Origin of the sequence: Micromonospora sp. LOL_021 (assembly GCF_048060215.1) — a bacterium.
Lineage (GTDB): Bacteria > Actinomycetota > Actinomycetes > Mycobacteriales > Micromonosporaceae > Micromonospora_E.
Map to the genome: position 1 here is coordinate 111,587 of NZ_JBHMIN010000010.1, position 23,631 is coordinate 135,217.

The 23,631-nt window shown below is 70.6% G+C and carries 28 protein-coding genes; 18 read left to right on the plus strand and 10 right to left on the minus strand.

The window, feature by feature from the left end; translation table 11 throughout:
* Positions 1 to 15: 15 nt before the first annotated feature.
* From ACFHWT_RS09730 to ACFHWT_RS09760, 7 genes are all read left to right on the plus strand, one after another.
* Entirely contained in the window at positions 16 to 1,269 is a 1,254-nt protein-coding gene (locus ACFHWT_RS09730; protein WP_416594272.1) for a M16 family metallopeptidase, read from the plus strand.
* Positions 1,266 to 2,504 carry an insulinase family protein gene (locus ACFHWT_RS09735; protein ID WP_416594273.1) on the plus strand — a complete coding sequence of 413 codons (1,239 nt, stop codon included), beginning with the start codon at positions 1,266 to 1,268 and terminating at the stop codon, positions 2,502 to 2,504. The genes ACFHWT_RS09730 and ACFHWT_RS09735 overlap by 4 nt, the downstream gene beginning before the upstream one ends.
* 101 nt (positions 2,505 to 2,605) lie before the next feature.
* The gene (locus ACFHWT_RS09740) at positions 2,606 to 2,920 is read left to right on the plus strand and encodes a hypothetical protein (RefSeq protein WP_416594274.1); all 315 of its coding nucleotides are present in this window, start codon (positions 2,606 to 2,608) and stop codon (positions 2,918 to 2,920) included.
* Positions 2,921 to 3,046: 126 nt separating this feature from the next.
* On the plus strand, positions 3,047 to 4,153 hold the full coding sequence (locus ACFHWT_RS09745; protein WP_416594275.1) for a radical SAM protein: 1,107 nt from the start codon (positions 3,047 to 3,049) through the stop codon (positions 4,151 to 4,153).
* A 308-nt stretch (positions 4,154 to 4,461) separates the two neighbouring features.
* On the plus strand, positions 4,462 to 5,031 hold the full coding sequence (locus tag ACFHWT_RS09750; protein WP_416594276.1) for a phosphotransferase: 570 nt from the start codon (positions 4,462 to 4,464) through the stop codon (positions 5,029 to 5,031).
* Between the two features lie 66 nt (positions 5,032 to 5,097).
* On the plus strand, positions 5,098 to 5,841 hold the full coding sequence (locus ACFHWT_RS09755) for a D-Ala-D-Ala carboxypeptidase family metallohydrolase (RefSeq protein ID WP_416594277.1): 744 nt from the start codon (positions 5,098 to 5,100) through the stop codon (positions 5,839 to 5,841).
* A 148-nt stretch (positions 5,842 to 5,989) separates the two neighbouring features.
* Positions 5,990 to 6,688 (plus strand): histidine phosphatase family protein, encoded by a 699-nt coding sequence (locus ACFHWT_RS09760; protein WP_416594278.1) that lies wholly within the window; start codon positions 5,990 to 5,992, stop codon positions 6,686 to 6,688.
* A 13-nt stretch (positions 6,689 to 6,701) separates the two neighbouring features.
* Here ACFHWT_RS09760 and ACFHWT_RS09765 read toward each other — a convergent pair whose 3' ends face one another.
* The 4 genes from ACFHWT_RS09765 to ACFHWT_RS09780 form a co-directional block, all read right to left on the minus strand.
* A complete protein-coding gene (locus tag ACFHWT_RS09765) occupies positions 6,702 to 7,319 on the minus strand; it encodes a dihydrofolate reductase family protein (RefSeq protein ID WP_416594279.1) in 618 nt (205 codons plus the stop codon).
* Between the two features lie 38 nt (positions 7,320 to 7,357).
* A complete protein-coding gene (locus ACFHWT_RS09770) occupies positions 7,358 to 7,786 on the minus strand; it encodes a helix-turn-helix domain-containing protein (RefSeq protein ID WP_416594280.1) in 429 nt (142 codons plus the stop codon).
* Between the two features lie 40 nt (positions 7,787 to 7,826).
* Positions 7,827 to 8,000 carry a hypothetical protein gene (locus tag ACFHWT_RS09775; RefSeq protein ID WP_416594281.1) on the minus strand — a complete coding sequence of 58 codons (174 nt, stop codon included), beginning with the start codon at positions 7,998 to 8,000 and terminating at the stop codon, positions 7,827 to 7,829.
* Between the two features lie 207 nt (positions 8,001 to 8,207).
* Complete coding sequence (locus ACFHWT_RS09780) at positions 8,208 to 9,470, minus strand: macrolide family glycosyltransferase (RefSeq protein WP_416594282.1); 1,263 nt, start codon at positions 9,468 to 9,470, stop codon at positions 8,208 to 8,210.
* Positions 9,471 to 9,576: 106 nt separating this feature from the next.
* Here ACFHWT_RS09780 and ACFHWT_RS09785 point away from each other — a divergent pair, with 106 nt between their 5' ends.
* The 3 genes from ACFHWT_RS09785 to ACFHWT_RS09795 are packed head-to-tail and all read left to right on the plus strand — an operon-like array spanning position 9,577 to position 12,123.
* On the plus strand, positions 9,577 to 10,176 hold the full coding sequence (locus tag ACFHWT_RS09785) for a TetR/AcrR family transcriptional regulator (protein ID WP_416594283.1): 600 nt from the start codon (positions 9,577 to 9,579) through the stop codon (positions 10,174 to 10,176).
* A 14-nt stretch (positions 10,177 to 10,190) separates the two neighbouring features.
* Positions 10,191 to 11,183, plus strand: a complete 993-nt coding sequence (pip, locus tag ACFHWT_RS09790; RefSeq protein WP_416594284.1) for a prolyl aminopeptidase — start codon at positions 10,191 to 10,193, stop codon at positions 11,181 to 11,183.
* The gene (locus ACFHWT_RS09795; protein WP_416594285.1) at positions 11,176 to 12,123 is read left to right on the plus strand and encodes an aminoglycoside phosphotransferase family protein; all 948 of its coding nucleotides are present in this window, start codon (positions 11,176 to 11,178) and stop codon (positions 12,121 to 12,123) included. Before pip ends, ACFHWT_RS09795 begins: the two co-directional genes overlap by 8 nt.
* A gap of 81 nt (positions 12,124 to 12,204) precedes the next feature.
* Here ACFHWT_RS09795 and ACFHWT_RS09800 read toward each other — a convergent pair whose 3' ends face one another.
* Complete coding sequence (locus ACFHWT_RS09800; RefSeq protein ID WP_416594286.1) at positions 12,205 to 13,437, minus strand: RNA-guided endonuclease InsQ/TnpB family protein; 1,233 nt, start codon at positions 13,435 to 13,437, stop codon at positions 12,205 to 12,207.
* A gap of 25 nt (positions 13,438 to 13,462) precedes the next feature.
* Here ACFHWT_RS09800 and tnpA point away from each other — a divergent pair, with 25 nt between their 5' ends.
* Positions 13,463 to 13,882, plus strand: coding sequence for an IS200/IS605 family transposase (gene tnpA / locus ACFHWT_RS09805; RefSeq protein ID WP_416594287.1), 420 nt, complete (start codon positions 13,463 to 13,465; stop codon positions 13,880 to 13,882).
* A 40-nt stretch (positions 13,883 to 13,922) separates the two neighbouring features.
* On the opposite strand, the gene lepB is transcribed toward tnpA, so the two are convergent.
* Together lepB and ACFHWT_RS09815 are read right to left on the minus strand one after the other, a co-directional pair.
* On the minus strand, positions 13,923 to 14,696 hold the full coding sequence (gene lepB / locus ACFHWT_RS09810) for a signal peptidase I (protein WP_416594288.1): 774 nt from the start codon (positions 14,694 to 14,696) through the stop codon (positions 13,923 to 13,925).
* A gap of 2 nt (positions 14,697 to 14,698) precedes the next feature.
* Positions 14,699 to 15,058: a PadR family transcriptional regulator gene (locus tag ACFHWT_RS09815; RefSeq protein ID WP_416594289.1), complete on the minus strand. Its 360-nt coding sequence runs from the start codon at positions 15,056 to 15,058 to the stop codon at positions 14,699 to 14,701.
* Here ACFHWT_RS09815 and ACFHWT_RS09820 point away from each other — a divergent pair.
* The 7 genes from ACFHWT_RS09820 (at position 15,057) to ACFHWT_RS09850 (ending at position 20,751) form a co-directional block, all read left to right on the plus strand.
* Positions 15,057 to 15,305: a hypothetical protein gene (locus ACFHWT_RS09820; RefSeq protein WP_416594290.1), complete on the plus strand. Its 249-nt coding sequence runs from the start codon at positions 15,057 to 15,059 to the stop codon at positions 15,303 to 15,305. The genes ACFHWT_RS09815 and ACFHWT_RS09820 overlap by 2 nt on opposite strands.
* A gap of 334 nt (positions 15,306 to 15,639) precedes the next feature.
* Entirely contained in the window at positions 15,640 to 16,806 is a 1,167-nt protein-coding gene (locus ACFHWT_RS09825; protein WP_416594291.1) for a glycosyltransferase, read from the plus strand.
* On the plus strand, positions 16,803 to 18,068 hold the full coding sequence (locus ACFHWT_RS09830) for an aromatic ring-hydroxylating oxygenase subunit alpha (protein WP_416594292.1): 1,266 nt from the start codon (positions 16,803 to 16,805) through the stop codon (positions 18,066 to 18,068). The genes ACFHWT_RS09825 and ACFHWT_RS09830 overlap by 4 nt, the downstream gene beginning before the upstream one ends.
* Positions 18,069 to 18,073: 5 nt before the next feature.
* Positions 18,074 to 18,586, plus strand: coding sequence for an aromatic-ring-hydroxylating dioxygenase subunit beta (locus tag ACFHWT_RS09835; protein WP_416594293.1), 513 nt, complete (start codon positions 18,074 to 18,076; stop codon positions 18,584 to 18,586).
* Positions 18,587 to 18,593: 7 nt separating this feature from the next.
* Entirely contained in the window at positions 18,594 to 19,826 is a 1,233-nt protein-coding gene (locus tag ACFHWT_RS09840) for an MFS transporter (protein WP_416594294.1), read from the plus strand.
* Positions 19,827 to 19,829: 3 nt separating this feature from the next.
* The gene (locus ACFHWT_RS09845) at positions 19,830 to 20,222 is read left to right on the plus strand and encodes a carboxymuconolactone decarboxylase family protein (protein ID WP_416594295.1); all 393 of its coding nucleotides are present in this window, start codon (positions 19,830 to 19,832) and stop codon (positions 20,220 to 20,222) included.
* The gene (locus ACFHWT_RS09850) at positions 20,212 to 20,751 is read left to right on the plus strand and encodes a hypothetical protein (protein WP_416594296.1); all 540 of its coding nucleotides are present in this window, start codon (positions 20,212 to 20,214) and stop codon (positions 20,749 to 20,751) included. Before ACFHWT_RS09845 ends, ACFHWT_RS09850 begins: the two co-directional genes overlap by 11 nt.
* Here ACFHWT_RS09850 and ACFHWT_RS09855 read toward each other — a convergent pair.
* From ACFHWT_RS09855 to rox, 3 genes are all read right to left on the minus strand, one after another.
* Positions 20,691 to 21,350, minus strand: a complete 660-nt coding sequence (locus tag ACFHWT_RS09855) for a flavodoxin family protein (protein ID WP_416594297.1) — start codon at positions 21,348 to 21,350, stop codon at positions 20,691 to 20,693. The two genes, ACFHWT_RS09850 and ACFHWT_RS09855, sit on opposite strands and share 61 nt — an antisense overlap.
* Before the next feature lie 123 nt (positions 21,351 to 21,473).
* On the minus strand, positions 21,474 to 21,833 hold the full coding sequence (locus ACFHWT_RS09860) for a hypothetical protein (RefSeq protein WP_416594298.1): 360 nt from the start codon (positions 21,831 to 21,833) through the stop codon (positions 21,474 to 21,476).
* A gap of 39 nt (positions 21,834 to 21,872) precedes the next feature.
* Positions 21,873 to 23,354 (minus strand): rifampin monooxygenase, encoded by a 1,482-nt coding sequence (gene rox / locus ACFHWT_RS09865; protein WP_416594299.1) that lies wholly within the window; start codon positions 23,352 to 23,354, stop codon positions 21,873 to 21,875.
* Positions 23,355 to 23,631 lie beyond the last annotated feature (277 nt).

Genomic DNA, 23,631 nt, shown 5'->3' on the forward strand with positions numbered 1-23,631 from the left:
GCCTAACGTAGACGCGTGGCGGTTGCTGAACTCTCGACCGGGCCGTCCGGGTCCCCGCTACGTCGCACCGGCTCCGGTGACCTGCGGATCGTCGCCGCGCGCACACCCGACAGCGAGGTGGTCAGCGCCGCACTCGCCGTACCGGTCGGTTCCCGCAACGAAACGGCGGCCTGGTCCGGGCTTGCGCACCTGGCCGAACACGTCGCCTGCGGCGCCGACTCCGCCGCCGCCCGGCGGCTGGCCGCAGTCGGCGGCGTCTGCAACGCCGTCACCCAACCCGACCTCACCCTCTACCACGGCACGGTGCTCGCCGAACACGGCGAACTACTGCTGGACCGGCTGCTGGAGATTTTGGACACCGACGGTGCCGACACCGACCGGATCGCCGCCGAGGTGCAGATCGTCACCGGTGAGATCACCGCCGCCATGGACGGTGCGGTCATGGGCGGATTTCCCTGGCTGTGGCTACCAGGCGTGCTGTACGACGATCCGGTGCTGGCCCACAACGGCTACGGTGACCTGCGGTCGCTGCGACGGGTCACACCGACGGTGCTGTCGGAGTTCTTCGCCCGACACTACCGAAGCGATCAGGCTGTGTTCGCGGTCGCCGCCGCCGACCTGGTCGGGCCGCTGACACGGCTGGCCGCCACCGATCACACGCCAGCCGACACCGGCCGGGTCGCGTCCACACCGGTGACCACCCCGGCACCGGTCCGCCGGTTGTCCGCGCCCGAACAACCACACCAGGCCACCGCGCTCGCCTGGTCGATGCCCTACCAGCCGTTGAGTCCCGGGCACTTCGCCGCGACCGTGCTCGCCGACGTTCTCGTCGGCCCCTACGACGGGCTGCTCGACGACGCCATGGCCGACGCCTTCGACGTCGCCGCGTACGTCGGCCCGTTCGCCGACCCGTGGGGCGTGTCGGCGCCGCTGCCGTTCGTGGTGGAGGTCCACCACGACGCCGAGTCGGATTCGTCGCGCGAAGTGGCCGAGGTGTGCCGGGTCGTCCGGGAGGCGGTCGACGGCACCGGCCCGGACGTCGTGACCCCCGCCGCGCGCCGGCTCGCCACCCAGTGGCGTGAGCGCTGGGCCGACCCGGTCGAATGGCCGCATCTCGCCGCGACGGCCGAGTTGGTGTACGGCAACGCGGACCGGGCCGGTGGCATTCCGGACGGGCTCGCCGCCGTGACCACGTCGGCGGTTCGGGCTGTGACCACGACCCTGGGGGAACACCCGTATCGGGTGCTGAGCCGAGGGCCTCGGCGATGAGGCCGCCGTACCCGTCCGCGCCGCCCGTCACGCTACCGGTCGCGCTGGCCGGCCCCCGCGCGGTCATCAGTCTGGCCCGGCCCACCGCCGACCTGACCTGGCTCCGACTGCGGATCCCCACCCCGGCGGCGTCCCCCGTCGCCGCTTTGGTCCGGGCGCGGCTCGCGGCGGCGGCGCTACCCGGGCTGTCCGTCGGCCGGCAGCCGCTGCACCACCGGCTGGCCCGGGTCGGCGCGGTGCTGGAGGTCGACTCGGATCCCTACGGGGCACTCGTCCGCGTGACCAGCCCGACCGGTGAGGTCTCCGAGGTGGTGGATCTGCTGGCCGCCGCATCAACCAGCACGGTGCCGGGCGTCGCGGGCCGGGCGGCCCGCGACGACACCGCCGCGTCCTGGAACTGGGAGCGGCACGACAGCGAAGCCCTCGGCGACCTGCTCGCCGACCTGTGCCTGCACGCCACGCCACACACCTGGCCGACGCTGTACGACGAATTGGACGCCGCGATGGGTGTGGAGCCGGAGCACCTGCCCGGGCCGTCGCTCGCGGCGGGAGGGCGTCGGGTAGTCGTCGTCGGTCCGCCCGGCGCGGCGGAACTGGTCGCCCCGTTGGCCGACACCACCGACCCGAACGGTTCCGACCCGGACGTTCCCGACCCGGACGGGGGCGCCGGCACGGACCGGTCGGCCGGTGGACGGCTCGCCCGGGACCTGGACGTGACCGGTGACGGCAGCGTCCTGTTGCGGGCCGGCTGGCGCATCCCGCCGCGTACCGACGCCGCTTTCGCCCCGCTCGCGGTGGCCGCTCGGCTCGTCGGCGGCCACTACCGTTCCCGGTTGATGCGCGAATTCCGCGCCGAACAGGGCTGGAGCTACTCCCCCTGGGCGCTGGCGCGCTCCGGCCGCACCCACGGCCTCTGGCAGGTTTCGGTACGGGTGCCGGTGGCGCACCGGGCCGCGGCGGTCGAGCGGGTACGGGCGATCGTCGCCGGGTGCGACCCGGACCCCGCCGAGCACGCCGAAGCCGTCGCGCACACCGTCGCCGAGCTGCGCACCCTGTGGTCCACCGGCGATTCGGTGCTGTCCCTCCTCGGCTACTGGCAGGACCTCGGGCTGCCGGCGACAACCGAACGGGACCGCTGGCTCGCCGCGCTGGCCGGCACCGGGCCGGACGACGTCTCCGAGGCGGTGAAGGCCTGGCTGGGCGGTGAGCCGGACGTCCTCCTGGCCTTCTCCTGACCATCCCTCGGCACCGGGCCGGCCCGCTGGCGGTACGGGCTCTACTGTGGTGCCCCGAGGATGGCTTTCGGCGGACGGCGGGACATGCGGGTGATCAAGCATTGGCAGGCGGCGACGCCGGCAGCGGCGGCGCGGTCGCCCTGCTCGCCGCCGCCGTCCTGCTGCTACCGGGTCGGGCGTGGTCGACGCTGGGTCGGATGGTCGTCGGCCACTGGCTGGCGCTGCTGCTCGCCGTGGCCGGTGTGGCCGGCCTGGCCGTCGGCGGGTTGCTGTGGCGGCGGGCGCGGCCGGCGGCCGAGTCGTCGGCGGCACCCGTACCGCCGCAGCGTCCACTGCGTCCGCTGCCGACCTGGATGTCGCCCCGTGGAGGCCGCCGCCAGCACACCGGCCGGTACCGACGATGGTCGACTCCGTGAATCTCACCCGCGAACGCGCGCCAGCGCTACCGTGGCTCGGCGTACGTGAACGCACAACTACACGTTGATCGAAGTCGTCACGCGATCCCAAGGTCACCACGGTGCCGCGCGAAAGGAGCAGGACACATGTACGCGCTGATCGGCACCCAGTATCTGGGCAACCACTTCATCCTTAGGCAAGGCAGCACGCAGGGCATCCAGGTCCCCACCCAAAAGTTCGAGAACCTGCGCCGCGCCGCCGTCGCCAACGACCGCGTGCCGGACTGGTTGGCCGACGCCGCGCGCAGCCAGTGGAACATCGACGTCGCTGGGCAACCCATGGCCGGCACAGTGCTCCTTCGGCCCGACACCGAATACGGGTACAGCCGGGCCAGCTACGAACTCAACCTCGGCTGCAACTACGACTGCGAACACTGCTACCTCGGCGTCAAGCGGTTCGAGGGCCTGGACTGGCCAGACCGGCAACGGCTACTGGACACCATGCGCGATGCCGGCGTCGTGTGGCTCCAGCTCACCGGCGGCGAACCGCTCGTCGACCGGATGTTCACGCAGGTCTACACATACGCCTACGACCTCGGGATGTTGCTGACCGTCAGCACCAACGGCAGTCGGCTGTGGCGCGACGACATCCTTGAACTCCTCGTCAGCCGCCCCGTCTACAAGCTCACCATCACCGTCTACGGTGTCACCGCAGACGGGTACGACAAGGTAACCCGCCGCCCCGGTTCCTACCAGAAGTTCGCCAAGGGCCTCGCAGCGGCCGTCGCCGCCCGCCTGCCAATGAGCCTCAACCTCGTCGTCACCCACAGCAACGCGGACGAGCTGGACGGGATGAAGGCGATGGCCGAGGGGTACGGCCTGCCGTACCACGTCTACAGCAACATCTCCCCCACCATCTACGGCGGGGCGGAAGTGCTGCGCTCGCAGGACCCCGCCTACCTGCGCCGTCGCAAGCCGTTCAGCGGCTGCAACGCCGGCCACACCTTCTTCCACACCGACCCGTTCGGCAAGGCGTCGATCTGCAAGGTGGGCCGCGACCCGAACATCCCGCTGTTGGAGGAGGGCGTCGAAGGTCTGCGACGCCTCGGCGGGATCGCCGATACGCTTCTGGGTCGCCAGGGTGGCTGTACCGGCTGCACCCTCCAAGGCACCTGCGGTACCTGTATGCCGCTCGTGCAGCTCTACCGCAAGGCGAAAGCCGACCTGCGGACGTACTGCCAGCACGGCAACTGAGGGAAGGAGCACCCAGCATGGCAGCAGAGGCCGAACCTGTCGAAGTCATGATCATCGGCATGGACGACTTCTCTGCGGCCAACAAGTGCTCGTGCGCCGCGAGCGACGACAACCCGTACTGATCAAGCGAATCCCGCCGTGCCCGGCCTGTCGTACGGGCCATCGCCATCCTGCTGAGCACCACTGATGGGCCCATCTTCGTCAAGGGCCTGCGCACCGAAGACCCCCGGGTCGGTTGCCAAGAACGCGAAGCAGCGGTCAGCAGATACGTCGACCCGCTCTCGCCCGAACTGCTGTGGCAGACCGAGGTGGACGCCTGGAACCTGCTCGGCTTCCAGGCCGCCCCCGGCCGACACGCCGACTACGCACCCGGTTCCCCCGATCTACCCAAGGTGGTCGACACGATGCAGCGATTGGCGCCGCTCTGGTGTCCTGATCTTCCTCAGCTCAAACGGGCCGAGCGGCGATGGGCGGCGTACGTCGAGCCGGCCGATCTGCCCCTGCTACGCGGCGACACCCTCCTGCACACCGACTACAGCCCGGACAACGTGCTCATCGACGGGGACGCGGCCCGTCTGATCGACTGGGCATGGCCGACGCTCGGCGCTGGGTTCATGGACCCGAGCTGTCTGATCGTGCGCCTGATCTTCGCCGGGCACAGCCCGGAGCGGGCCGAAGCGTGCATGAGCCCAGCTTCGGCCTGGACCAGTGCCCCGGCCCGGACTGTCGATGTCTTCGCGTCCGCCCTCGCCCGGATGTGGGCGCAGATCGCCGCCGCCGACCCGAACCCCTGGAAGAACGGTATGGCCAAGGCTGCCCTGGCATGGGAAGCGTACCGCCGCGCCAAGTTGCGAATGACAGAGAGTTGTGAGTCTTGACCATCAGGTGATCGGCCGGAATGATCTACCCATGCCGGCCGATCGTCACATGTCGATGGGAAGACCATGGGGACTGTTATCCGCCGGCTCGGCCGGATGCTCGCTGCCTGCGCCCTCGTCGCCGCCACCGCCCTAACGGGCGTTGTTGTAACAGGTGGCGCGGCCCACGCAGACGGCTGCTACACGTGGGGGCGCACCCTCTCCCAGGGGATGTCCGGTAATGACGTCAAGCAGCTGCAGATCCGCGTCTCGGGCTACCCGGGCTACGGCGCGGTGCTCGCCCTCGACGGGGCGTACGGCCCGGCCACCCGGTCAGCGGTGATCCGCTTCCAGCAGGCCTATGGCCTCGCCGCCGACGGCGTCGCCGGCCCGCAGACCTTCAACAAGATCTACGCGCTTCAGGACAACGACTGCACTCCGGCCAACTTCAGCTACGCCGAGATGAACAACTGCAACAGCAGCTGGTCCGGTGGCGCGGTGTCCGCCAGCACCGCCAAGTTCAACGCCCTCGTGTCCATGTGGAAACTGCAGGCCATGCGGCGTGCGCTCGGCAACGTACCGCTCTATGTCAGCAGCGGCTTCCGCAGCTACTCGTGCAACAGCGCGGTCGGCGGCGCCTCCAACAGCCGGCACCTGTACGGCGACGGCGTCGACCTGGTCGGCTCGCCCTCCTTCTGTCGGATCGCCCAGCAGGCCCGCTACCACGGCTTCAGCAACATCCTCGGCCCCGGCTACCCCGGCCACAGCGACCACACCCACCTGGGCGCCACGCCGAGCCGGTCCTGGTCCGCGTCGAGCTGCGGCATCTGAGGATCGCCACCCACAACGACCGGGAACTCTCTCCCCACCACGGGGAATCTGCTCCCGCCCGACCGCCGGTGACCCGATCACCGGCGGTCAGGACAGACCGGCCGGTGCCGGGACCATCGGATCACGCGCCTACCGACACAATCGACAGATGGACACCGTCGCGCAACTGACCATCGTCCGCCATGGGCAGAGCACGGCGAACGCGGCCTTCGCCGACGCCCACGCCCGAGGTCTGGCCGACCACGGCCTCACCGGCCGCGACGCCGACATCGAGCTGACCGCGCTCGGCTGGCAGCAGGCCACCCACCTCGGTCACTGGCTCGCCACCCGACCCGCCGACCAGCGGCCCGACGTGGTCGTCTGCTCCCCGTACCTGCGGGCCCGTCAGACCTGGACCCGCGTGGCCGGCACCGCCGCCGCGCTCGGCGCGCCCTGCCCGGAGGCGGTCATCGACGCGCGGTTGTGCGACCGGCTGATGGGTGACCTCGAACTGCTCACCCCGCTGATGATCACCCAGCGGTTTCCGGCCGAGGCCGCCCGGCTCGCCGCCGACGGACCGTACGCCTACCGCCCGCCGGGCGGTGAGACGCTCGACGACGTCGTCGCGCGCGTCAAGGCCGTCCTGGCCGAGCTGGACCGCGACCACGCCGGCCGGCGCGTCCTGATCGTCGCCCACGACGCGGTGGTCATCGCGGCCCGCCGCCTCCTCGACGGCCTGCCGTTCACCGAACTCGACGCGATCATCGCGACCACGCCGGTCGCCAACGCGTCGATCACCCGCTACGTCGCCACCGGCGACGGCCTCGAACTGGTCGAGTTCGCCACCACCGCCCACCTGCCGCCGTGACTTGTGCTGCCGCTCAGGCTGACGGGCGGCGCAGCCGATAGTGCAGGTGAAGGACCCGGTTGCCCTGAATGATCACGTCAGGATCGTCCAGGAGGTGCTGTGTGTCGACTGACCCGAAGAAGCGCTTGCTGGACCCGAAGACGACGGGCACGACGTCCATGCGTACCTCGTCGACCAGGCCCGCGGCGAGTGCCTGGCCGCCGACGTCGCCGGCCGCGACCTCGACCAGACGGTCGCCGGCGAGCTCCTGCGCCGTGGCGACGGCCGCCTCGACACCGCCGACGAAGTGGAACGGCGCCTCCGGGTCCCAGCCCTCCGTGGGCGGCCGGTGCGTCACGACGACCACATGCTCGACCCCCGCCGGAAACGTGCCGTCCCAACCGTCCGTCATGTCGAAGACGTGCCGGCCGACGATCGTCACCCCGATCTGGTCCCAGTACGGCCGGATGTAGTCGTAGGAGATCCGCGACACCGTCAGGCCGCCGCTGTCGTCCAACGGGACGTCACCGTTGGACAGCCAGTCGAACAGCGGTCCGGGCTGGTCCTTGACGTCGGCGATGAAGCCGTCCACCGACACCGAGCTGTACATGACCACCGTGCCCGCGAGGCTCTCCTCTACGTCTGGAGGCATCAAGGTAGCGTGCCGTGAGCTGGTGTTCTTGTAGAAAATCAATCCGCCGGCAGCGGCCAGCGGTCCAGCACATGGCCGGGATGTTCGCGCAGGAACCGCCGCCGGACCTCGACGTACCGGGTCGGCGTGAGCCCGGTGAACGCCCGGAACTCGTGGCCGAAATGCGCCTGGTCGAAGTAGCCCGCGCCGCTGGCGAGCTCGGCCCAGTCGACCGGTCCGGCCGGGTCGATCGCGAACACGGTGGCGGCGAAACGGTACGTGCGGGCCAGCCGCTTCGGCGTGACGCCGACGAGCTCCTTGAACCGCCGCGCCAGATGAGTGCTGCTGACACCAGCCGCCGTGCCCAGGTCGCCGATCGCGACCGCCCCACGGGTCGCCGTGATGACGCCGCTCGTGTGGCGGACCAGCCCCAGGCCGGCGGCCTCGCGCAGCCGCCGCGTCAGCTCCTGCTCCAGCAGCGTCAGCATCTCGGCCGATGCCGTCCGCCGCAGCCAGCCGGTCCCGCAGCTAAGCGACGGCGGGCCGACCCCACACCTGTTCCAGCGTCACCTGCCGGTCCCGCAGCTCGGCGGCCGGCATCGGCAGGAACGGGGCCAGCCCCCACGGTTTGACGTGCACGCCGACCGACCGGGTCCGGACCGGGTAGCTGAAGTCGTACGCGCGGGTGGGCGTGGTGACCACGCAGCCGTCGGCGTACTCGGCCGTCTCGATGTCGGTGCCGGCGCGGATGCGAAACGGTGCCCGAGGTTGACGATGAGCAACGCCGCCGGCGTCGGCAGCAGCGTCAACCGGGCGTACGGCGGCGTACCTTCCAGGTAGTAGAGGTCGTCGATTAGCCCGTCCAGCGGTGGTCGCGGCACTCTCGACACGTACTCCATGTCCACAGCATCACCGACGCCCCCACAGTTCAACGTCGGCCACGCCGAACTGACCCAAAATGGAAGCAGCGCCTGGTCCGGTGGCGTGATGTCCGCCAGCAGCGGTGAGTTCGGCCTCGATCAGATCAGCGGCCCGGTCGGCACCCCCCGCCGACCGGGCCTGCCGCTTCAGGTCGGCGCTACGGGCCGCCACGGCGGGGTCCGCGGTGAGGGCAAGCAGCGTCCCACGTAGCTCCGCCGCGGTGACGGTGGCCGAGTCGACGATCCGGGCGACGCCCAGGCTGGCCAGCTGCTCGGCGTTCGCGAACTGGTCGGCCGCCTGCGGTACGGCGATCATCGGGAGCCCGCAGTAGAGGCCTTCGCTGCTGCCGCCCATGCCGGCGTGAGTGACGAAGGCGTCGGCCTGCTCCAGTACGGCGAGCTGCGGCACCCACGGGTGGACTTCGACGCTGTCCGGGACAGGACCGAGCTCGGCGGTGTCGACGTGGCTGCCGATCTGCAGGACGGTGTGCCAGCCGGGCAGTTCACCGAACGCGGCGACGCACCGGCGGTAGAACTCGGCCTGCCGGGTGAAGGCGGAGCCGAGGGAGACCAGCAGTACGTTGTCGACGCCGTCCGGTCGGGCCCAGGTCCCCTGGTGGGAGCGGTCACCCAGGACCGGGCCGACGAAGCTGTAGACGGACCGGTCCACCCGGTCGGCGTTGGGCTGGAGCGCCTCCGGTGGCAGCACGAGGCTGCGCATCGGCCGGCCCTGGAACGCCATGCTGTCGGTGACCGACGAACCCTCCGAGGCCAGCCACTGCTCGAACCGCCGGTAGTAGTCGGCACCGCGCGGGTCAGTCCGCATCGCGGCGACGGCGGGCGCCATCTCCTGTTCGTAGCCGTCCCAGGCCACGAACGTCGACGACAGCTGGATGGCCGGGATGCCCCACTGCTCGCCGAGCAGCCGGGCCGGTGCGCCGGCGATGTCGTAGAGGAACAGGTCGGGCCGGTCGTCGGCGTACGCGGCCCGCAGTTGCGGCAGCATGGCGATGGCGTCGTCGAGGAAGAGCGTGAGCTGCTCGATCGGGTCGTCGGTCCCGGAACCACCGTCGCCGGGCAGCGTCGTTTCGTACGGCTTCAGCTCGGCGCCGGTGCGCTCGATGATCTCGGCGAAGGCGGGGGCGTTGGCGTAGGTGACCCGGTGACCGCGCTGCACGAGGGTACGGATGATCTCCAGGCTCGGGTTGACGTGGCCGTGGAACGGGATGCTGACCATGGCGATGTGCGGCACGGGACCTCCGGAGCTTGGAGACGAGACGTTTCGTCTCGTCAACAGCGAAGCACGATGTCCCGAGCGCGTCAAGACGAGACGTACCGTCTCGCGGTAGGCTGTCGTGGTGACCCCACAGCCCGCCCGGCGCAGCGAACAGTCCCGCCGCGCGATCCTCGCCGCCGCCCTGGCGCTGCTGACCGAGCAGGGCTACGCCGCCGTCACCGTCGAGGCCATCGCCGCCCGCGCTGGGGTCGGCAAGCAGACCATCTACCGCTGGTGGCGCGGCAAGGGCGGGGTCATCCTGGACGCGCTCACCGACAACTTGCCGGAGGTCCTCGCCCTGCCCGACACCGGTGACCTGCGGGCCGACCTACGTGAGGTGCTCCGGGCCACGGTCGCCGAGTTCGCCGATCCACGGCTGTCCGCCACCACCCGCGCCATCACCATCGAGACACTCGCCGACGAGGAGCTGGCCGACCAGGCGCGCGACCGGTTGCTCCGCCCCCAACTGGACATGGTCCACACTCGGCTGGAGGCCGCCCGCGACGCCGGCCAGGTCCGCCCCGACGCCCCCCTGGACCAGGTCGTGGAGCTGCTGTTCGGCCCGCTCTACCATCGCTGGCTGCTGCGCACCGGACCGCTGACCGACGAGTACGCCGACAGCATCGTCGACCTCGTCGTCGCCGCCGTCACCCCCGCCGGCACGTCTACCGGCACCCGCTGAGGAGCACGCACACCATGATCGAACCGTACGACACCGGGATGCTCGACGTCGGAGACGGCCACCAGCTCTACTGGGAGGTCTGCGGCAACCCCGACGGCGTACCCGTCGTCGTGCTGCACGGCGGGCCGGGCAGCGGATGCACGCCCCGGCACCGCCGGTCGCTCGACCCCGAGCGCTTCCGTGTCGTCCTGTTCGACCAGCGCAACTGCGGCCGCAGCACCCCGACGGCGGCCGACCCGGCCACCGACCTGAGCGCCAACACCACCGGCCACCTCGTCGCCGACATCGAACGGCTCCGCACGCACCTCGGCGTCGACCGGTGGGTCGTGTACGGCGGTTCCTGGGGCGCGACGCTGGCCCTGGCGTATGCGACGAACCACCCCGACCGGGTACGCGGCATGGTCCTCGTCGCGGTCACCATGACCCGCCGGTCCGAGGTCGACTGGCTGTACCGGGGTGCCGGCCGGTTCTTCCCCGAGGCGTGGCAGCGGTTCATCGCCCACGCCGGCCTGCCCGGCTACCGGCTGCCGACCGACAGCGCGCCGCCGATCGAACCGGTGCTGCTGCGCTACGGCCAGCTGCTCGCCGACCCCGACCCGGCGGTACGCCAGCGGGCCGCCGACGAGTGGTGCGCCTGGGAGGACGCGCTGATCTCCGAGGAGCACAACGGCAACCCGGGCGCGTACTCCGACCGGGAGCTGCGGCAGCGGCTCACGATGACCCGGATCTGCGCGCACTACTTCGGCAACGGCGCGTTCCTCGCCGACGGCGAGATCCTGCGCAACGTGCCGAAGCTGGCCGGGATCCCGGGGGTGCTGATCCACGGGCGCACCGACGTCAGCGGTCCGGCGATCACCCCGTGGGAAATCGCGCAGGCCTGGCCCGACGCGCGGCTGCACATCATCGGCGACGCCGGGCACACCGGCACCGCCACGATGCGGCGCGTCCTGGCCGACGCCGCCGACACGATGGCCCAGCAGACCGGGGCGGTGCGGTTCCGTGAGTGACGTTCCAGACCTCGGTCCCCCGCCCCAACGCGTCACCGTCGGAGCGGACCAGGTGCGTCAGCTCATCACCGACCAGTTCCCGCACCTGGCGAACCTCCCGATTGAGCCGGTGGCCAACGGCGGCTGGGACAACTGGACCTTCCACCTCGGCCCCGACCTGCTGGTACGGCTGCCCAGCGCCGCCGAGTACGCCCTGGCGGTCGACAAGGAACATCGGTGGCTCCCGGACCTCGCCGCTCGGCTGCCGCTGCCCGTTCCCACCCCAGTGGCGAAGGGCGAGCCTGCTGCGGGCTATCCGTACCCGTGGTCGATCTACCGGTGGCTCGACGGCGAGTCGGCGAGGGCGGACCGCATCGCCGACCCGACGCGATTCGCGGACGACCTGGCCGAGTTCCTGGCAGCCTTGCAGGGCGTCGACGCCGCTGGCGGCCCGCAGCCGGGTCTCCACAACTGGTTCCGGGGCGGCACCCTACGCACGTACGACCAGGAGGTTGAGCACGCGCTCGCCGAGTTGGGCGACCACGTCGACGCTGAACTGGTGCGCGAGGTCTGGGCAGCGGCGCTCGACGCCCGCTGGGACGGTGTCGACCGTTGGTTCCACGGAGACATCGCCCCGGGAAACCTCCTCCTTGCTGACGGGCAGTTGGCGGCCGTCATCGACTTCGGCACCTGCGGCGTCGGTGACCCGGCCTGCGACCTGGCGATTGCCTGGACCTTGCTGACCAGCGACAGCCGGCACGCGTTCCGCGTGCGGCTGGCGGTGGATGACGCGACGTGGGCACGCGGACGAGGCTGGGCACTCTGGAAAACCCTCGCCAGCTGCTCCAATGCCTCGGCAGATCCCGAGAAGGCAGAAGAACTCGCGAACGCGCACCGTATCCTCGCCGGAATCTGCTCCGAATTCACGGCCAACAACGTTGTCACCGAGACTCGCCCGTGACGGCGACCGACGCCTGGCCCCGGCGCTCTCGCCCAGCCGACCAGTGGCGCAGGTCCTCAGTGCGTTGACATCCTCGCCGCCCTAAACGGCGGCGATTCCAGCCACGCCGCGCGTGACACGCGCGGTGTTCTGGTGGGTTACCGTTTCACCGCGCGGTGCCGGGACGGGTCCCGGTCCTACCCGCGCTCCACGGTCGTTGAAGTCCGCCTGCCCGGCGGCCTTGATGTTGATCGCGGCGTTGACGTCCCGGTCGTGGTGACCGCCACACGGACAGACCCACGACCGGACGTCCAGCGCCATCTTCTCGTTGACGCGCCCGCAGTTTGAGCACGTCCGGGTGGACGGGAGCCACCGGTCCACCCGGGCGAAGGTACGTCCGTACCTCGCCGCCTTGTACTCCAGCATGCCGACGAACGACGACCATCCCGCGTCGTGCACGGACTTCGCCAGCCGGGTCCGGCCGAGACCGACGACACACAGGTCCTCGACGTACACCGCTTGATTCTCGCGGATGATCGTCGTGGACAGCTTGTGCTGCCAGTCCCGCCGGGTGTCGGCCACCCGGGCGTGCGCCCTGGCGACCTTCACAACGGCTTTCCCACGGCGGTTGCTGCCCCGCTGTTTACGCGACAGGGCCTGCTGCAGCCGCTTGAGCTTGCGGGCCGCGCGGCGCAGGAACCTGGGTGCGGCGACCTTCGTGCCGTCGGACATGACCGCGAAGTGCGTCAGCCCCAGATCGATCCCCACCTCGGCATCGGTCGGCGGCAACGGCTCGTCCTCGCTGGTCTGCACGACGAACGAGGCGAAGTACCGCCCGGCGGCGTCCCGGATGACCGTCACGGACGACGGGTCCGACGGCAGTATCCGGGACCAGCGGACCGTGAGGTCGCCGATCTTCGGCAGCCGCAGACGGCCGTTGGCCAGGACCGTGAACCGGGAGTTGCGGGTGAAACGGATGGCCTGCCGGTTGTCCTTACGGGACCGGAACCTCGGCGGCGCCACCTTCGCACCCTTGCGTCTGCCGGTGATCGAGGCGAAGAAGTTGCGGTAGGCGGTGTTCAGGTCCGCGAGGGCCTGCTGCAACACCACCGCCGACACCTCGCCCAGCCACGCCCGTTCCGGTGTCGTCCTGGCCCGCGTGATGACCCGCTTCGACAGCTCGGCGTCCGAGATGTACGGCAGGCCCTGCTCGCGGGCGGTCTGCCGTGCACGCAGCCCGTCGTTGAACACCACCCGCGCGCACCCGAACGCCCGGGCCAGCGCGATCTGCTGGCCGGGTGTCGGATAGACCCGGAACTGGTACCGGAGCTGCACGAACCATACGATATCATGTTGGTCTATGGCAGAAGTTGAGGGTATCCGTACCGGTAGGCACTGTGTCTTCGCGATGCATGTTCACTTGGTTTTCGTGACGAAGTTCCGGCACACGGTGTTCGCCGACCGGCACCTGACCCGCATGGAAGCCATCATGCGGGACGTATGCCGCGACTTCGAGGCCGAAATGGTCGAGTTCAACGGCGGCCACAACCACGTCCACCTGCCGGTCGACCACCACCTACCCAAAGTCGCCGTTTCCCGCCTGGTCAACTCACTCAAGGGCGTCCCGTCGCGCCGCCCGCGGCAGGAGTTCCCCGACCTCGCACGCCACTACCACCGGGCCAACAAACTCTGGTCGGGCTCGTACTTCGCGGGTTCCGTCGGCGGCGCGCCACTGAGCATCGTGAAGCAGTACATCGAGCAGCAGAACCGGCCAGGTTAGAGCACTGCTCGGGCCCTGGCGGCCCTCCCAGCGCGGGCCTTCACCCCCGGCCTGAAGGCCGGAGCACTGGCCCGCATTCCGGTAGCCGGGCCACCACCCGGCCGGTGACGTCGTCGAGGCGCCACGGTCCATCGTGCCGCGAATCCAATGCGCCGTCTCGGTGGTCGCCGAGCAGGAACACCTGGCCGGCGGGCACGGTCACCGGCGTGCATTCGGTGTAGGTGCCGGCCGGCAGGTACGGCTCGTCCAGCGCGGCACCGTTGCGGTACACCAGGCCGTCGCGGCAGGTCAGCTCGTCGCCGGGTAGGCCGATCACCCGCATGGTCCGGGCCCGGTCGACCGGGTCGAGCACGACGACGTCGCCGACGTCCACGCCGGTGACCCGGTACGCCACCCGGTCGACCAGCATCCGCTGCCCCGCATCGATCGTCGGCGACATCGACCACGACGGTACGTACACGACGGTCAGCACCCACTGTTGTGCCACGGCGGCGAGCAATGCCACGACGAGCACGCCGGCCGTGGCGCGCCGTACCCAGGTGGCCGCGACCCAGCTCGCGGCCGTGACCACCCACCGGCCAGCGCCGGTGGACCGCTCCCGCAGTGACACCCACACGCCGCCGGCCGCCCAGCGCACCGCTTCCGCGTCCGTGGTGACCTCGTCGAACTCGGCGAGGACGGCTTCACCCCACGGCCCGCCCCGGTCGCCGCCGCGGCGTACCGCCCTGCGCAGAACTGCCCGAGCGGCCCGTCGAACGGGGTTGTGGCCGGCGGCCGTCGGGGTCAGCGGCGGGGCCGGCTTGGAGCTGGGCATCGTCAAGCCTCCTGGATGGTCGGGCGGGGCGCGGGCGCGGCGTGGCCGGTGGCGCGGCGGCGGGACTGGGCGTTGGCGGACTCGCTGTGCTGGGCTTCAGCCAGCCGGGTCCGCGCGAGAGCGGCCCCGTCGGTGGTGAGCCGGTACACGTGCCGGGGTGGCCGGCCAGGGCTGGCCGGTTCCCGCCACTGCGCCTCCAGCAGGCGCTGCTCGGCCAGGCGCATCAGGATCGGATAGAGCGACCCGCTGGCCAGGCCGGTTTCCTTGCTGAGCTGGTAGCCGTAGCGCCAGTCGTCGGGCGCGGCCAGGAAGCAGGCGAAGATCCGCAGTGTCTGCTGCGAGCTGTTCGGTCGACGTGGCATGACCGAAACTCTACATATAAAGACTATGCCGGTCCAGTCCGTCCCGCCTGAGCCTGCGGCGGGCCCTGCTGTCGGCCCCTCGCCGGCCGGCAGCAGGGCTGAGGCACCGAACGGCTCGATCGCTATCGAGAAATATGGATTGACTCTGCCCGGCGCCGGGTGGCCTCTGCGGCTGCTGCTCGAATTCGAGGAGTCGGAATTCCAGCAGCTCAACGCCGAGCGGCTCGGCCGGCTGATCGCCATCTGACGCTTCCCGGACAAGGTCCACCGGGCCCGCGAGGATTTGGGCGAATCCGCCATGTCCAGGCAAAGTCGGGTGCATCTCCCGCCGGCTGTCCAGTCAGGATGCGGACCTCGGCCAGGCGGAGAAGCCGCGCGGCGGACCGACGGCCGCAGGGCATTGACATCGATGACACATCCCGGCAGGCTTTTGCGAAACCTCCTCGGGGCGGGCGGCGGACCCGGTTGTTTCGAGGCTGTTCCGAGTAGCGTCAGTCGATTTGCACCCCTCAGCGATGGTGGTGGATGCGTACAGATTCTGATTCGGCCTGGCCGTCTTCTCTCGATAGATCGGAGATCTGATGCGTGTCGCCCTGCTCACCACCACTCAACACGGCCACCTGAACCCGTACATTCCGGTGGTCAACGCGCTTCAGGCAGCCGGCTGTGACGTCGCGCTGCTGCTGCTGTCGGCCGACGGTGGCGTGCTCGACGAGCAGCGCAGTCAGGCCCTGGGCAAGGCGGAGGTGCACGCGGTCGGGCAGGTCGAGATGGCACCGTGGAGCGACGAACCGGCGAAAATCGGCCCGATGCTGCAGTCGTCGCCGGTGGCCGGGCAGACAGCCGACGTGCTGCGGGCGACGGCACCGGATTTCGTGCTTGTCGACTCGCTGCCGGTCACCGCGTCGGCCATGGTTGGCGCCCATGCGTCCGGCGTGCCGTACGGGATGATCTGGGCCAATCTGGGTGGGGTGTGCCCGGCCGAACATCGGCGCGGTCGCTGGCTGTACGACGAACAGGTCGGCAACTATCTGACCAGGCACGGGGTGTCGTGGTCGATGCGTACCCATTCGGCGCGTTCGCCGATTCTCAATCTGATGCCGACGATTCCCGCCCTGGTCGGGAACGACGCGGTCACCGACGACGGGGTGCAGTTGGTCGGGTTGCCGGGCGCGGCGGGCGCCCGCGGCGACGAGGTCGCCTTTCCCGGCCTGGACCGGATCGACCCCGACCGTCCGCTGGTGTACGTCTCCTTCGGCACGATCTTCTACCGGCGGCCGGACCTGCTGCGTACGGTGATCACCGGGGCGGCGGCGACCGGTGCGCAGGTGATCGCGTCGGTCGGCGACCTCAGCGCGGAGCTGGCGCTGCCCGACGACGTGTTCACCGCCCCGTACCTGCCGCAACGTGAGGTCCTCGAACGCGCCGACGTGTTCATCACCCACGGCGGGTACAACTCGGTCGCCGAGTCGATCCGGGCGCAGACCCCGATGCTGGTGATCCCGCTCGCCGTCGATCAGCCCATCCAGGCGTACTTCGTGGGCAGCGCCGGCTTCGGCACGGCGCTGGAACCGGCCGGCGTCACCCGGCAGGCGGTCACCGACGCGGTCACCGATCTGCTCGACCCCGGACGGGACTACCGGGCCAGGCTGCGGGCCGCGCAGCCGCAGTGCGGCGACTCCGCCGCGCGTACCGCCGACCTGGTCGTCGACACCGTCGAGACGCTGCGGCGCGAGGGCGAGCGGTGACGATCGAACTGCAGCGGCCGGTGGGCGACCCGATCGTGGTCGACGACCCCGAGCGTCTGTCGTTCCGGGTGGATCGCCGCGCCTACACCGACGACGGCCTGGCCGCGCAGGAGATGACCAGGATCTTCGACCGCTGCTGGCTGTACGTCGGGCACGAGTCGGAGATACCCGCGCCGGGCTCCTATGTGGCACGTGACGTCGGCGGGCGGCCGGTGGTGATGGCGCGCGGCTCCGACGGGGTGATCCGGGTGTTCGCCAACAGCTGCCCGCACCGCGGGGCGCTGATCTGTTCGCAGCCGGCCGGGCAGGCCCGGTCGTTCCGCTGCCCGTACCACGACTGGACGTTCTCCAACCAGGGCGACCTGGTCGGCGTGCCGATCCCGGACGGGTACGGGCCCGGTTTCCGCAAGGCGGACTTCGGCCTGGCACGGCACCGCAGCGACAGCTACCGGGGTTTCGTGTTCGTCACCTTCGACCCGGAGCAGCCGCGCACCCTGACCGGGTACCTGGCGGGTGCCACGGAGTACCTCGACCTGATCGACGACCAGTCCGAGGTCGGGATGGAGGTCATCCAGGGTGCGCAGCTGCACGGTGCCCGGGCCAACTGGAAGCTGATGATGGAGAACAGCGTCGACATCTACCACTTCCGGGCACTGCACAAGCGGTACGTCAGCTACATGGAGTCGCTGGGGTCGGTGCCACCGCGACGCCGGGGCGGCTTCGGCCGTGCCCTCGGGCTGGGGCACGGCGCCAACGAGCTGCCACCGGCGGCGGCCCGCCCGCTCGCCTACTGGACGCCGATGTTCGCCGCCGACGTGCGGCCCCGGATCGAGGCGACGGCCGCCCGGTTCGTCGAACGGTTCGGTGCGCAACGCGCCGAACGGATCACCGGCACCAACCGCGCGGTGCTGATCTTCCCCAACCTGATGATCATCGACGCGATCGCGATCACCATCCGCAAGATCGACCCGGTCGGCGCCGACCAGATGGCCATCACCTCGGTCGCCCTGGCCCCCCGCGACGAGGACCCCGACATCCGGGAACTGCGCAAGAGCCACTACCTGACGTTCCTCGGCCCCGCCGGCTTCGCCACCCCCGACGACATCGAGATCATCGAGTCGTGCCAGCGGGGGTACCTCAATCGCGCGGTCCGCTACTCGGACCTGTCGCGCGGCATGAACAAGGCTGTCCCGGAGACCACCGACGAACTTCCCGCCCGCGAGTTCTGGCGGCAGTGGGACCGGCTGATGCAAGGGACGTGACCAGGATGATCACCGAGCTGACGGTCGACGACACGGCCCAGGTGCGGCTGTGGCACCGGGTGAGCCAGTTCCTCTTCCGGGAGGCGCGGCTGCTCGACGAGTGGCGACTACGCGAGTGGTACGACGAGATACTGACCGCCGACATCCGCTACTCGGTGCCGGCCACCGACGTGCGGGGCGAGCCGGCCGACGCGCTCGGGCTCATCGACGACGACGCCGCCCGGCTGCGCCAGCGCATCGAACAACTGCTCAACGGCGAGGTGTGGTGCGAGAACCCCCGGTCGCGGACCAACCGGATGATCACAAACGTGGAAATCCTGGCCGACCGGGGCACCCACCTCGACGTGGCGGCGAACGTCGTCGTGCACCGGTTCGGGCACGGACGCTCCGACGCGTACGTCGGAAAGTACCGGTTCGAGCTCGTCGCCGACGGCGAGACGTTCCGGGTCCGCCGCCGGCTCGTCGTGCTCGATCACGAGACGTTGTACGAGCACGGCAAGCTCAGCATCATCCTGTGACCGGACAGTGACGGCGGCCGCCCCGGGCAGCGCCCCACCCGTCGCCGCCACCGCGCCGCCGGGTCTGCCCCGCGAGGTCTACGTCCTCAGCGTCGTCGGTGGCTGCGTCATGCTGGGCCTCGGACTGGTGCTGCCGGTGCTGCCGGTGTACGCGGCGACGTTCGGGGCCGGCCCGGCCCAGATCGGCGTACTCGTCGCCCTGTTCGCGTTGCTGCGGCTGGCCACCAGCCCGTTCTGCGGCCGGCTCGCCGCCCGGTTCGGGGAACGGCGGGTGCTCGTCGCCGGCCTGCTGCTGTGCGCGGTCTCGTCGGCCCTGACCGCGTTCGCCGGGTCGTACGGGCAACTGCTCGTGTTCCGCGGCCTCGGCGGCGTCGGCTCGGTGCTGTTCTCGGTGTCCGCGCTGGCGACGCTGCTGGCGGTCGCCCCCGCCGAACAGCGGGGCCGGGCCAGCGCCGTCTTCGAGGCGGGCTTCCTGCTCGGCGGGATCTGCGGGCCGGCACTCGGCGGGCTGCTCGCCCTCATCACCCTGTCCGCGCCGTTCCTGGTGTACGCCGTACTGCTGCTGGCCGCCACGGTGCTGACCCTGGCGGTGCTGCGGACCTGCGCAAGCGCCGGCACCCAACCGGGCCGTGCCGTGGTCCGGCTGCCGGTCCTGCTGCGGGACCGGCGCTACCTGGTGGCCTGTACGGCGGCGCTGGCGCAGGGCTGGGTCCTGTTCGGACTGCGCAGCGCGCTGGTCCCCACCGTGGTCGTCGGGTGGGGACACGACGTGACCTGGGTCGGATGGGCGTTCACCATCTCCGCCGTCGTGCAGGCGCTGCTGATCATGCCGGCCGGTCGGGTCGTCGACCGGGCCGGCCGGCGACCCGCCATGATCGCCGGCACCGGGCTGGCCGCCACGGCGATCACCGCCCTGGTGTTCGTGGACACCTACGCCTGGCTCGTCGTCGGACTCTGCGGGTACGCGGCGGGATCGGCGCTGCTCAACGCCGCACCGGCGGCGCTGATCGGGGACGTCGTCGCCGGCCGGGCCGGCAGCGGCGTCGCCGTCTTCTCGATGTGCACCGACATCGGTGCCGTCGTCGGACCGGTCGTCGTCGGGCTCGTCGCCGAGCAGGCGGGCGTCGCGGCCGCCTTCGGCAGCGGCGCGGCGCTGCTGGTCGTCGCCTTCGCGGCGGCGTGGACGTTGACCACGGTTCGACCGATGACCACTGTCGTCCCACCGACCCGAAGGAGTTGACCGATGGATCAGCCGGCTGCCCGACGTGACCGAGGTGAGGCCATGTTCCAGCAGGTCTTCGGGCGCGAACCACGCCCCGGTTCCTACCCGGAGTTCCTGCAGCTCACCGTCGACCACCTGTTCGGTGAGATCTGGACCCGCCCGCACCTGAGCGTCGAGGAACGTGAACTGGTCGCGTTGAGCGCGGTCACCCTGGCGCGCACCGACTGGGAGCTGCGCGGCCACATCGGCGCTGCCCTGCACCTCGGAATGTCGCGGGAGAAGATCATCGAAGTCATCATCCAACTGGCCTACTACGGCGGCTGGCCGGTCGCCAACAACGGGCTGCGGGTCGCCCAGGAGGTCTTCGCCGAACTGGACGCCGCCACCGGCAGAGACACCGACGATGACCGGTGAACCGTCGCCCCTCGACCCGGCCGAGAAGGTCGACCTGTGGCGGCAGCGGTTCTTCGAAGCCCAGGCCGCCGCTGAGGAGTTCATCCTCGGAGAACACGGCGAAGAAGGGCTGGCCGCGTGGATCCAGGCGAACTCGCGCATCACCGCCGACCTGCTGCGGGCGCAACGGCCGGCCGGGGTGTCCGCCACCGACCACTTCATGACCCGGCTGCAACGTCAACTGCTGCTGTACGACTCGGCGGTGACCAGTGAGCCCCAGCCGTCCGGCACCGTGCTGCGCAACGCCGACTGCGGGATCCTCCGCTACCGCAGACGGGCCGCCCGCGCCGGCGTCGTGCTGACCTTCTCGTCACCGTGCCCGTACTGCCAGGAACTCAACACGGCGATCGCCGCCCGCTACGTGGAACCGGACGTCACGGTGTCGTGCGACCAGGCCGGCGACGGGTGCACCTGGCGCGCGGAGTCCGCTCACCCGCCAGGAGACGACGACGCGGCCGGGTCGCCGCAGCGTGGCCGGACCGGCGACTGAACCACCGGCAACGCCGTACGCGCGCGTGCCGGCGACCGGCTGACGTCGAGTGTCATGCCGAGCTGCCGGCCCACCGCCACACACAGGTCGACCGCGGCCGTACGGGTCAGGTCCTGATGCTCGCCCTGGGTGACGCACGCCGACGCCACGTTCCTGTTCCGTAGCCGCAGGTACCACGGGAACAACGAACCCAGCGCAGGCTCGGTCAGCATCGTGCGCGAATGCACGATCGTCCCCACCAGCAGGTTGCCGAACGGGCGCTGCCCGGCGTTCATGAAACTCTTCAACCGCTCCTGGAAAATCTTCAACACCGCCGGTACGTTGCCCGCGTACACCGGCATCGCGAGCAGCATCGCCTGCGCGCCCTCGGCCAGGTCGACGACCTGCGCGAAGTCGTCGTCGAGTGTGCACCGACCCACCTCGGGGTCCAGGCAGGTGTCCTCGCCCTCGCACATCGCGATGCGATGGTCGATCAACCGGATCCGCTCGATCCGCGCGTCGCCGACCTCCCGGACGACACCGCTGATCGCCGCCTCGAGCAACGCGTCGGTCAGCGACGGCAGACGCTTATGTGTGCAGGACAACGCGATGATCTTCACCCGAGGGGCCCTCCCCTGTCCGCTCAGCGCCACGGTGGACCGGCCACCTGACCATGCGTACGTGGCCGCTCACCGAGACAGCCCCAACCTACCGTGCCACCTCGGCCTGGAACTCCTCTGATGTCACGCGGCGGCGGGCTGGTGGGCGCTGCGCAGCTGCGGGTGCCGTTGCTCCCAGGCCTGTCTGACGCCACGTGGAACCCACAGGTCCAGCCAGAGCCGGACCAGCGTCGGGCCGTGCAGCCAGGTGACCAGCTCGACCGGGGTGACCGCCTCGACCAGGACGGTTTCGTACATCCACCGCAGCAGTGCGGGGTTGTCGAGGTTGACCCGGCGGTCGGGCTGCCAGTGCAGCCGATGCGGCAACTCGACGACGCCACTGACTGGTCCGCGCAGCTGCGCGAGGTCAGCAACGACTGCCGCGCGACGACCCGGCCGAGCCAGGTACGGCACGATGCCACCCTCGGCTTCGCTGCGTCTCACGTCATACAAGGTAGCGGGCGATCCCGTCGCGAGCTGGCCCTACGGTGTCGACGCGGCGGGCCTGAGCCGGTTGTCGGCTACGCCGAACCAGCGGGGCAGGTGGTGGAGCAGATCCTGCTGGTCGTCGCCGACCCAGGCCACATGGCCGTCGGGACGCAGCAGGACGGCGGCTACGTCCAGGTCGTCGCTGGCGTCGACGACGTGGTCGACCCGGTCCACCCAGCCGGTGACCGACAACCGGCCGGTCTGGTCGAGCAGCAGTCCACGGCCGCCACGCGTCAGCTCGTACAGGCGGCGGCCGCCGGCCAGCGCTACGTCGCGCAGCCGCCGGCCGAGCAGGTCGTGGGCTGAGCCGCCACCGCCGTCGCCGTCCTCGCCGCCGACGTCGTAGCGGATCCCGATGGCGGTGACCTTCTCGATCAGGCGGCGGTTGACCTCCTCGATGTCCATCAGCTCGGCGAGCAGCCGGCGCACCGCCTGCGGGCCCGGCTCGGTGGACAGCAGTTCCATCTGCGCCCGGGTGTTGTCCAGCACGGCGGCCGCCACCGGGCGCCGTTCGGTGTGGTAGCTGTCGAGCAGCCCGCCGGGCGCCCAGCCGGCGACCTCGGCCGCGAGTTTCCAGCCGAGGTTGAGCGCGTCCTGGATGCCGAGGTTGAGGCCCTGGCCGCCGAGTGGCGGATGGATGTGCGCGGCGTCGCCGGCCAGCAGGACCCGGCCGACCCGGTAGCGCTGCGCAAGCCGGGTGGCGTCACCGAACCGGGACAGCCAGCGCGGTGAGTGCACGCCGAAGTCGGTGCCGGCGGTCACCCGCAGTTGCCGGGCGAACTCCTCGATGGTCGGTGCGACGCTACGGTCGGCGGCCACCCCTGCGGCGGGCACCACCAGCCGGTACACGCCGTCGCCCAGCGGCGCGGCCCCGAACCGCTTCTCGGTGACGCGGACCTCGGCGACCACGGCGGCGACGGTCTCCGGCGCTACGGCCACCGTCATCTCGCCCAGCAGGGTGTCGACCCGGGTCGGTTCGCCGGGAAAGGCGACGCCGAGCAGGTTGCGCACTGTGCTGCGGCCGCCGTCGCAGCCGACCAGGTAGCGCGAACGCAGCCGGGTCCCGTCGGCCAGTTCCGCGGTCACCTGACCGTCGTCTTGGCGCAGGCCGACCAGTTCGCAGCCGCGCCGGATCTCGGCACCGAGTTCGGTGGCGCGTTCGGTCAGCAGGCGGTCGGTGACGGGTTGCGGGATGGCGAGCACGTACCCGTGCGCGGTGTCCAGCCGGTCCGGCGCGGGTTTGTCGATGCCGGCGAAGCCGCCGAACGGATACCGCTGGCCGTACGCGAGGAACCGGTCCAGCAGGCCACGCTGGTCCATGATCTCGATGCTGCGCACATGCAGGCCGCCCGCGCGGACGTGGCTGGTCGGCTCCGTGTCCTTTTCCACGACGAGTACGGACACGCCGTGCAGCCGTAACTCGCTGGCCAGCATCACACCGGTCGGCCCACCGCCGGCAATGATGACGTCGAACATTCGGTTCCCCCATTTCTGCGATCAGCCATCCGGGCAGCGTCGATCAGCGGACACACGTACGTGAATCCGCGCGTTTTCGCAGCTGACGGCTTCGGTCGCACATTCTGCGCCGCGACCCGGGTCTTGCCGCAAGGCCCCCTATGCGATATACGTTGAATACGGCGAGGAACGGTTGCTTCCTTGCCGTATTCAGTCGGCCTCGCGTGTCGTACGGAGGGCTACGGTCGGCCGTCGAGGAACATCCGCAGTCGGGTCAGGGTCTGCTTGTCGTCGCCGG

Coding starts and splice junctions, on each gene's coding strand:
- rox (WP_416594299.1), bottom strand. CDS start 23,354: ATGTTCGACGTCATCATTGCCGGCGGTGGGCCGACCGGTGTGATGCTG.
- lepB (WP_416594288.1), bottom strand. CDS start 14,696: ATGCCCAGCTCCAAGCCGGCCCCGCCGCTGACCCCGACGGCCGCCGGC.
- ACFHWT_RS09755 (WP_416594277.1), top strand. CDS start 5,098: ATGGGGACTGTTATCCGCCGGCTCGGCCGGATGCTCGCTGCCTGCGCC.
- ACFHWT_RS09765 (WP_416594279.1), bottom strand. CDS start 7,319: ATGCCTCCAGACGTAGAGGAGAGCCTCGCGGGCACGGTGGTCATGTAC.
- ACFHWT_RS09770 (WP_416594280.1), bottom strand. CDS start 7,786: ATGCTGACGCTGCTGGAGCAGGAGCTGACGCGGCGGCTGCGCGAGGCC.
- ACFHWT_RS09760 (WP_416594278.1), top strand. CDS start 5,990: ATGGACACCGTCGCGCAACTGACCATCGTCCGCCATGGGCAGAGCACG.
- pip (WP_416594284.1), top strand. CDS start 10,191: ATGATCGAACCGTACGACACCGGGATGCTCGACGTCGGAGACGGCCAC.
- ACFHWT_RS09835 (WP_416594293.1), top strand. CDS start 18,074: ATGATCACCGAGCTGACGGTCGACGACACGGCCCAGGTGCGGCTGTGG.
- ACFHWT_RS09825 (WP_416594291.1), top strand. CDS start 15,640: ATGCGTGTCGCCCTGCTCACCACCACTCAACACGGCCACCTGAACCCG.
- ACFHWT_RS09735 (WP_416594273.1), top strand. CDS start 1,266: ATGAGGCCGCCGTACCCGTCCGCGCCGCCCGTCACGCTACCGGTCGCG.
- ACFHWT_RS09820 (WP_416594290.1), top strand. CDS start 15,057: ATGACCGAAACTCTACATATAAAGACTATGCCGGTCCAGTCCGTCCCG.
- ACFHWT_RS09850 (WP_416594296.1), top strand. CDS start 20,212: ATGACCGGTGAACCGTCGCCCCTCGACCCGGCCGAGAAGGTCGACCTG.
- ACFHWT_RS09845 (WP_416594295.1), top strand. CDS start 19,830: ATGGATCAGCCGGCTGCCCGACGTGACCGAGGTGAGGCCATGTTCCAG.
- ACFHWT_RS09815 (WP_416594289.1), bottom strand. CDS start 15,058: ATGCCACGTCGACCGAACAGCTCGCAGCAGACACTGCGGATCTTCGCC.
- tnpA (WP_416594287.1), top strand. CDS start 13,463: ATGGCAGAAGTTGAGGGTATCCGTACCGGTAGGCACTGTGTCTTCGCG.
- ACFHWT_RS09745 (WP_416594275.1), top strand. CDS start 3,047: ATGTACGCGCTGATCGGCACCCAGTATCTGGGCAACCACTTCATCCTT.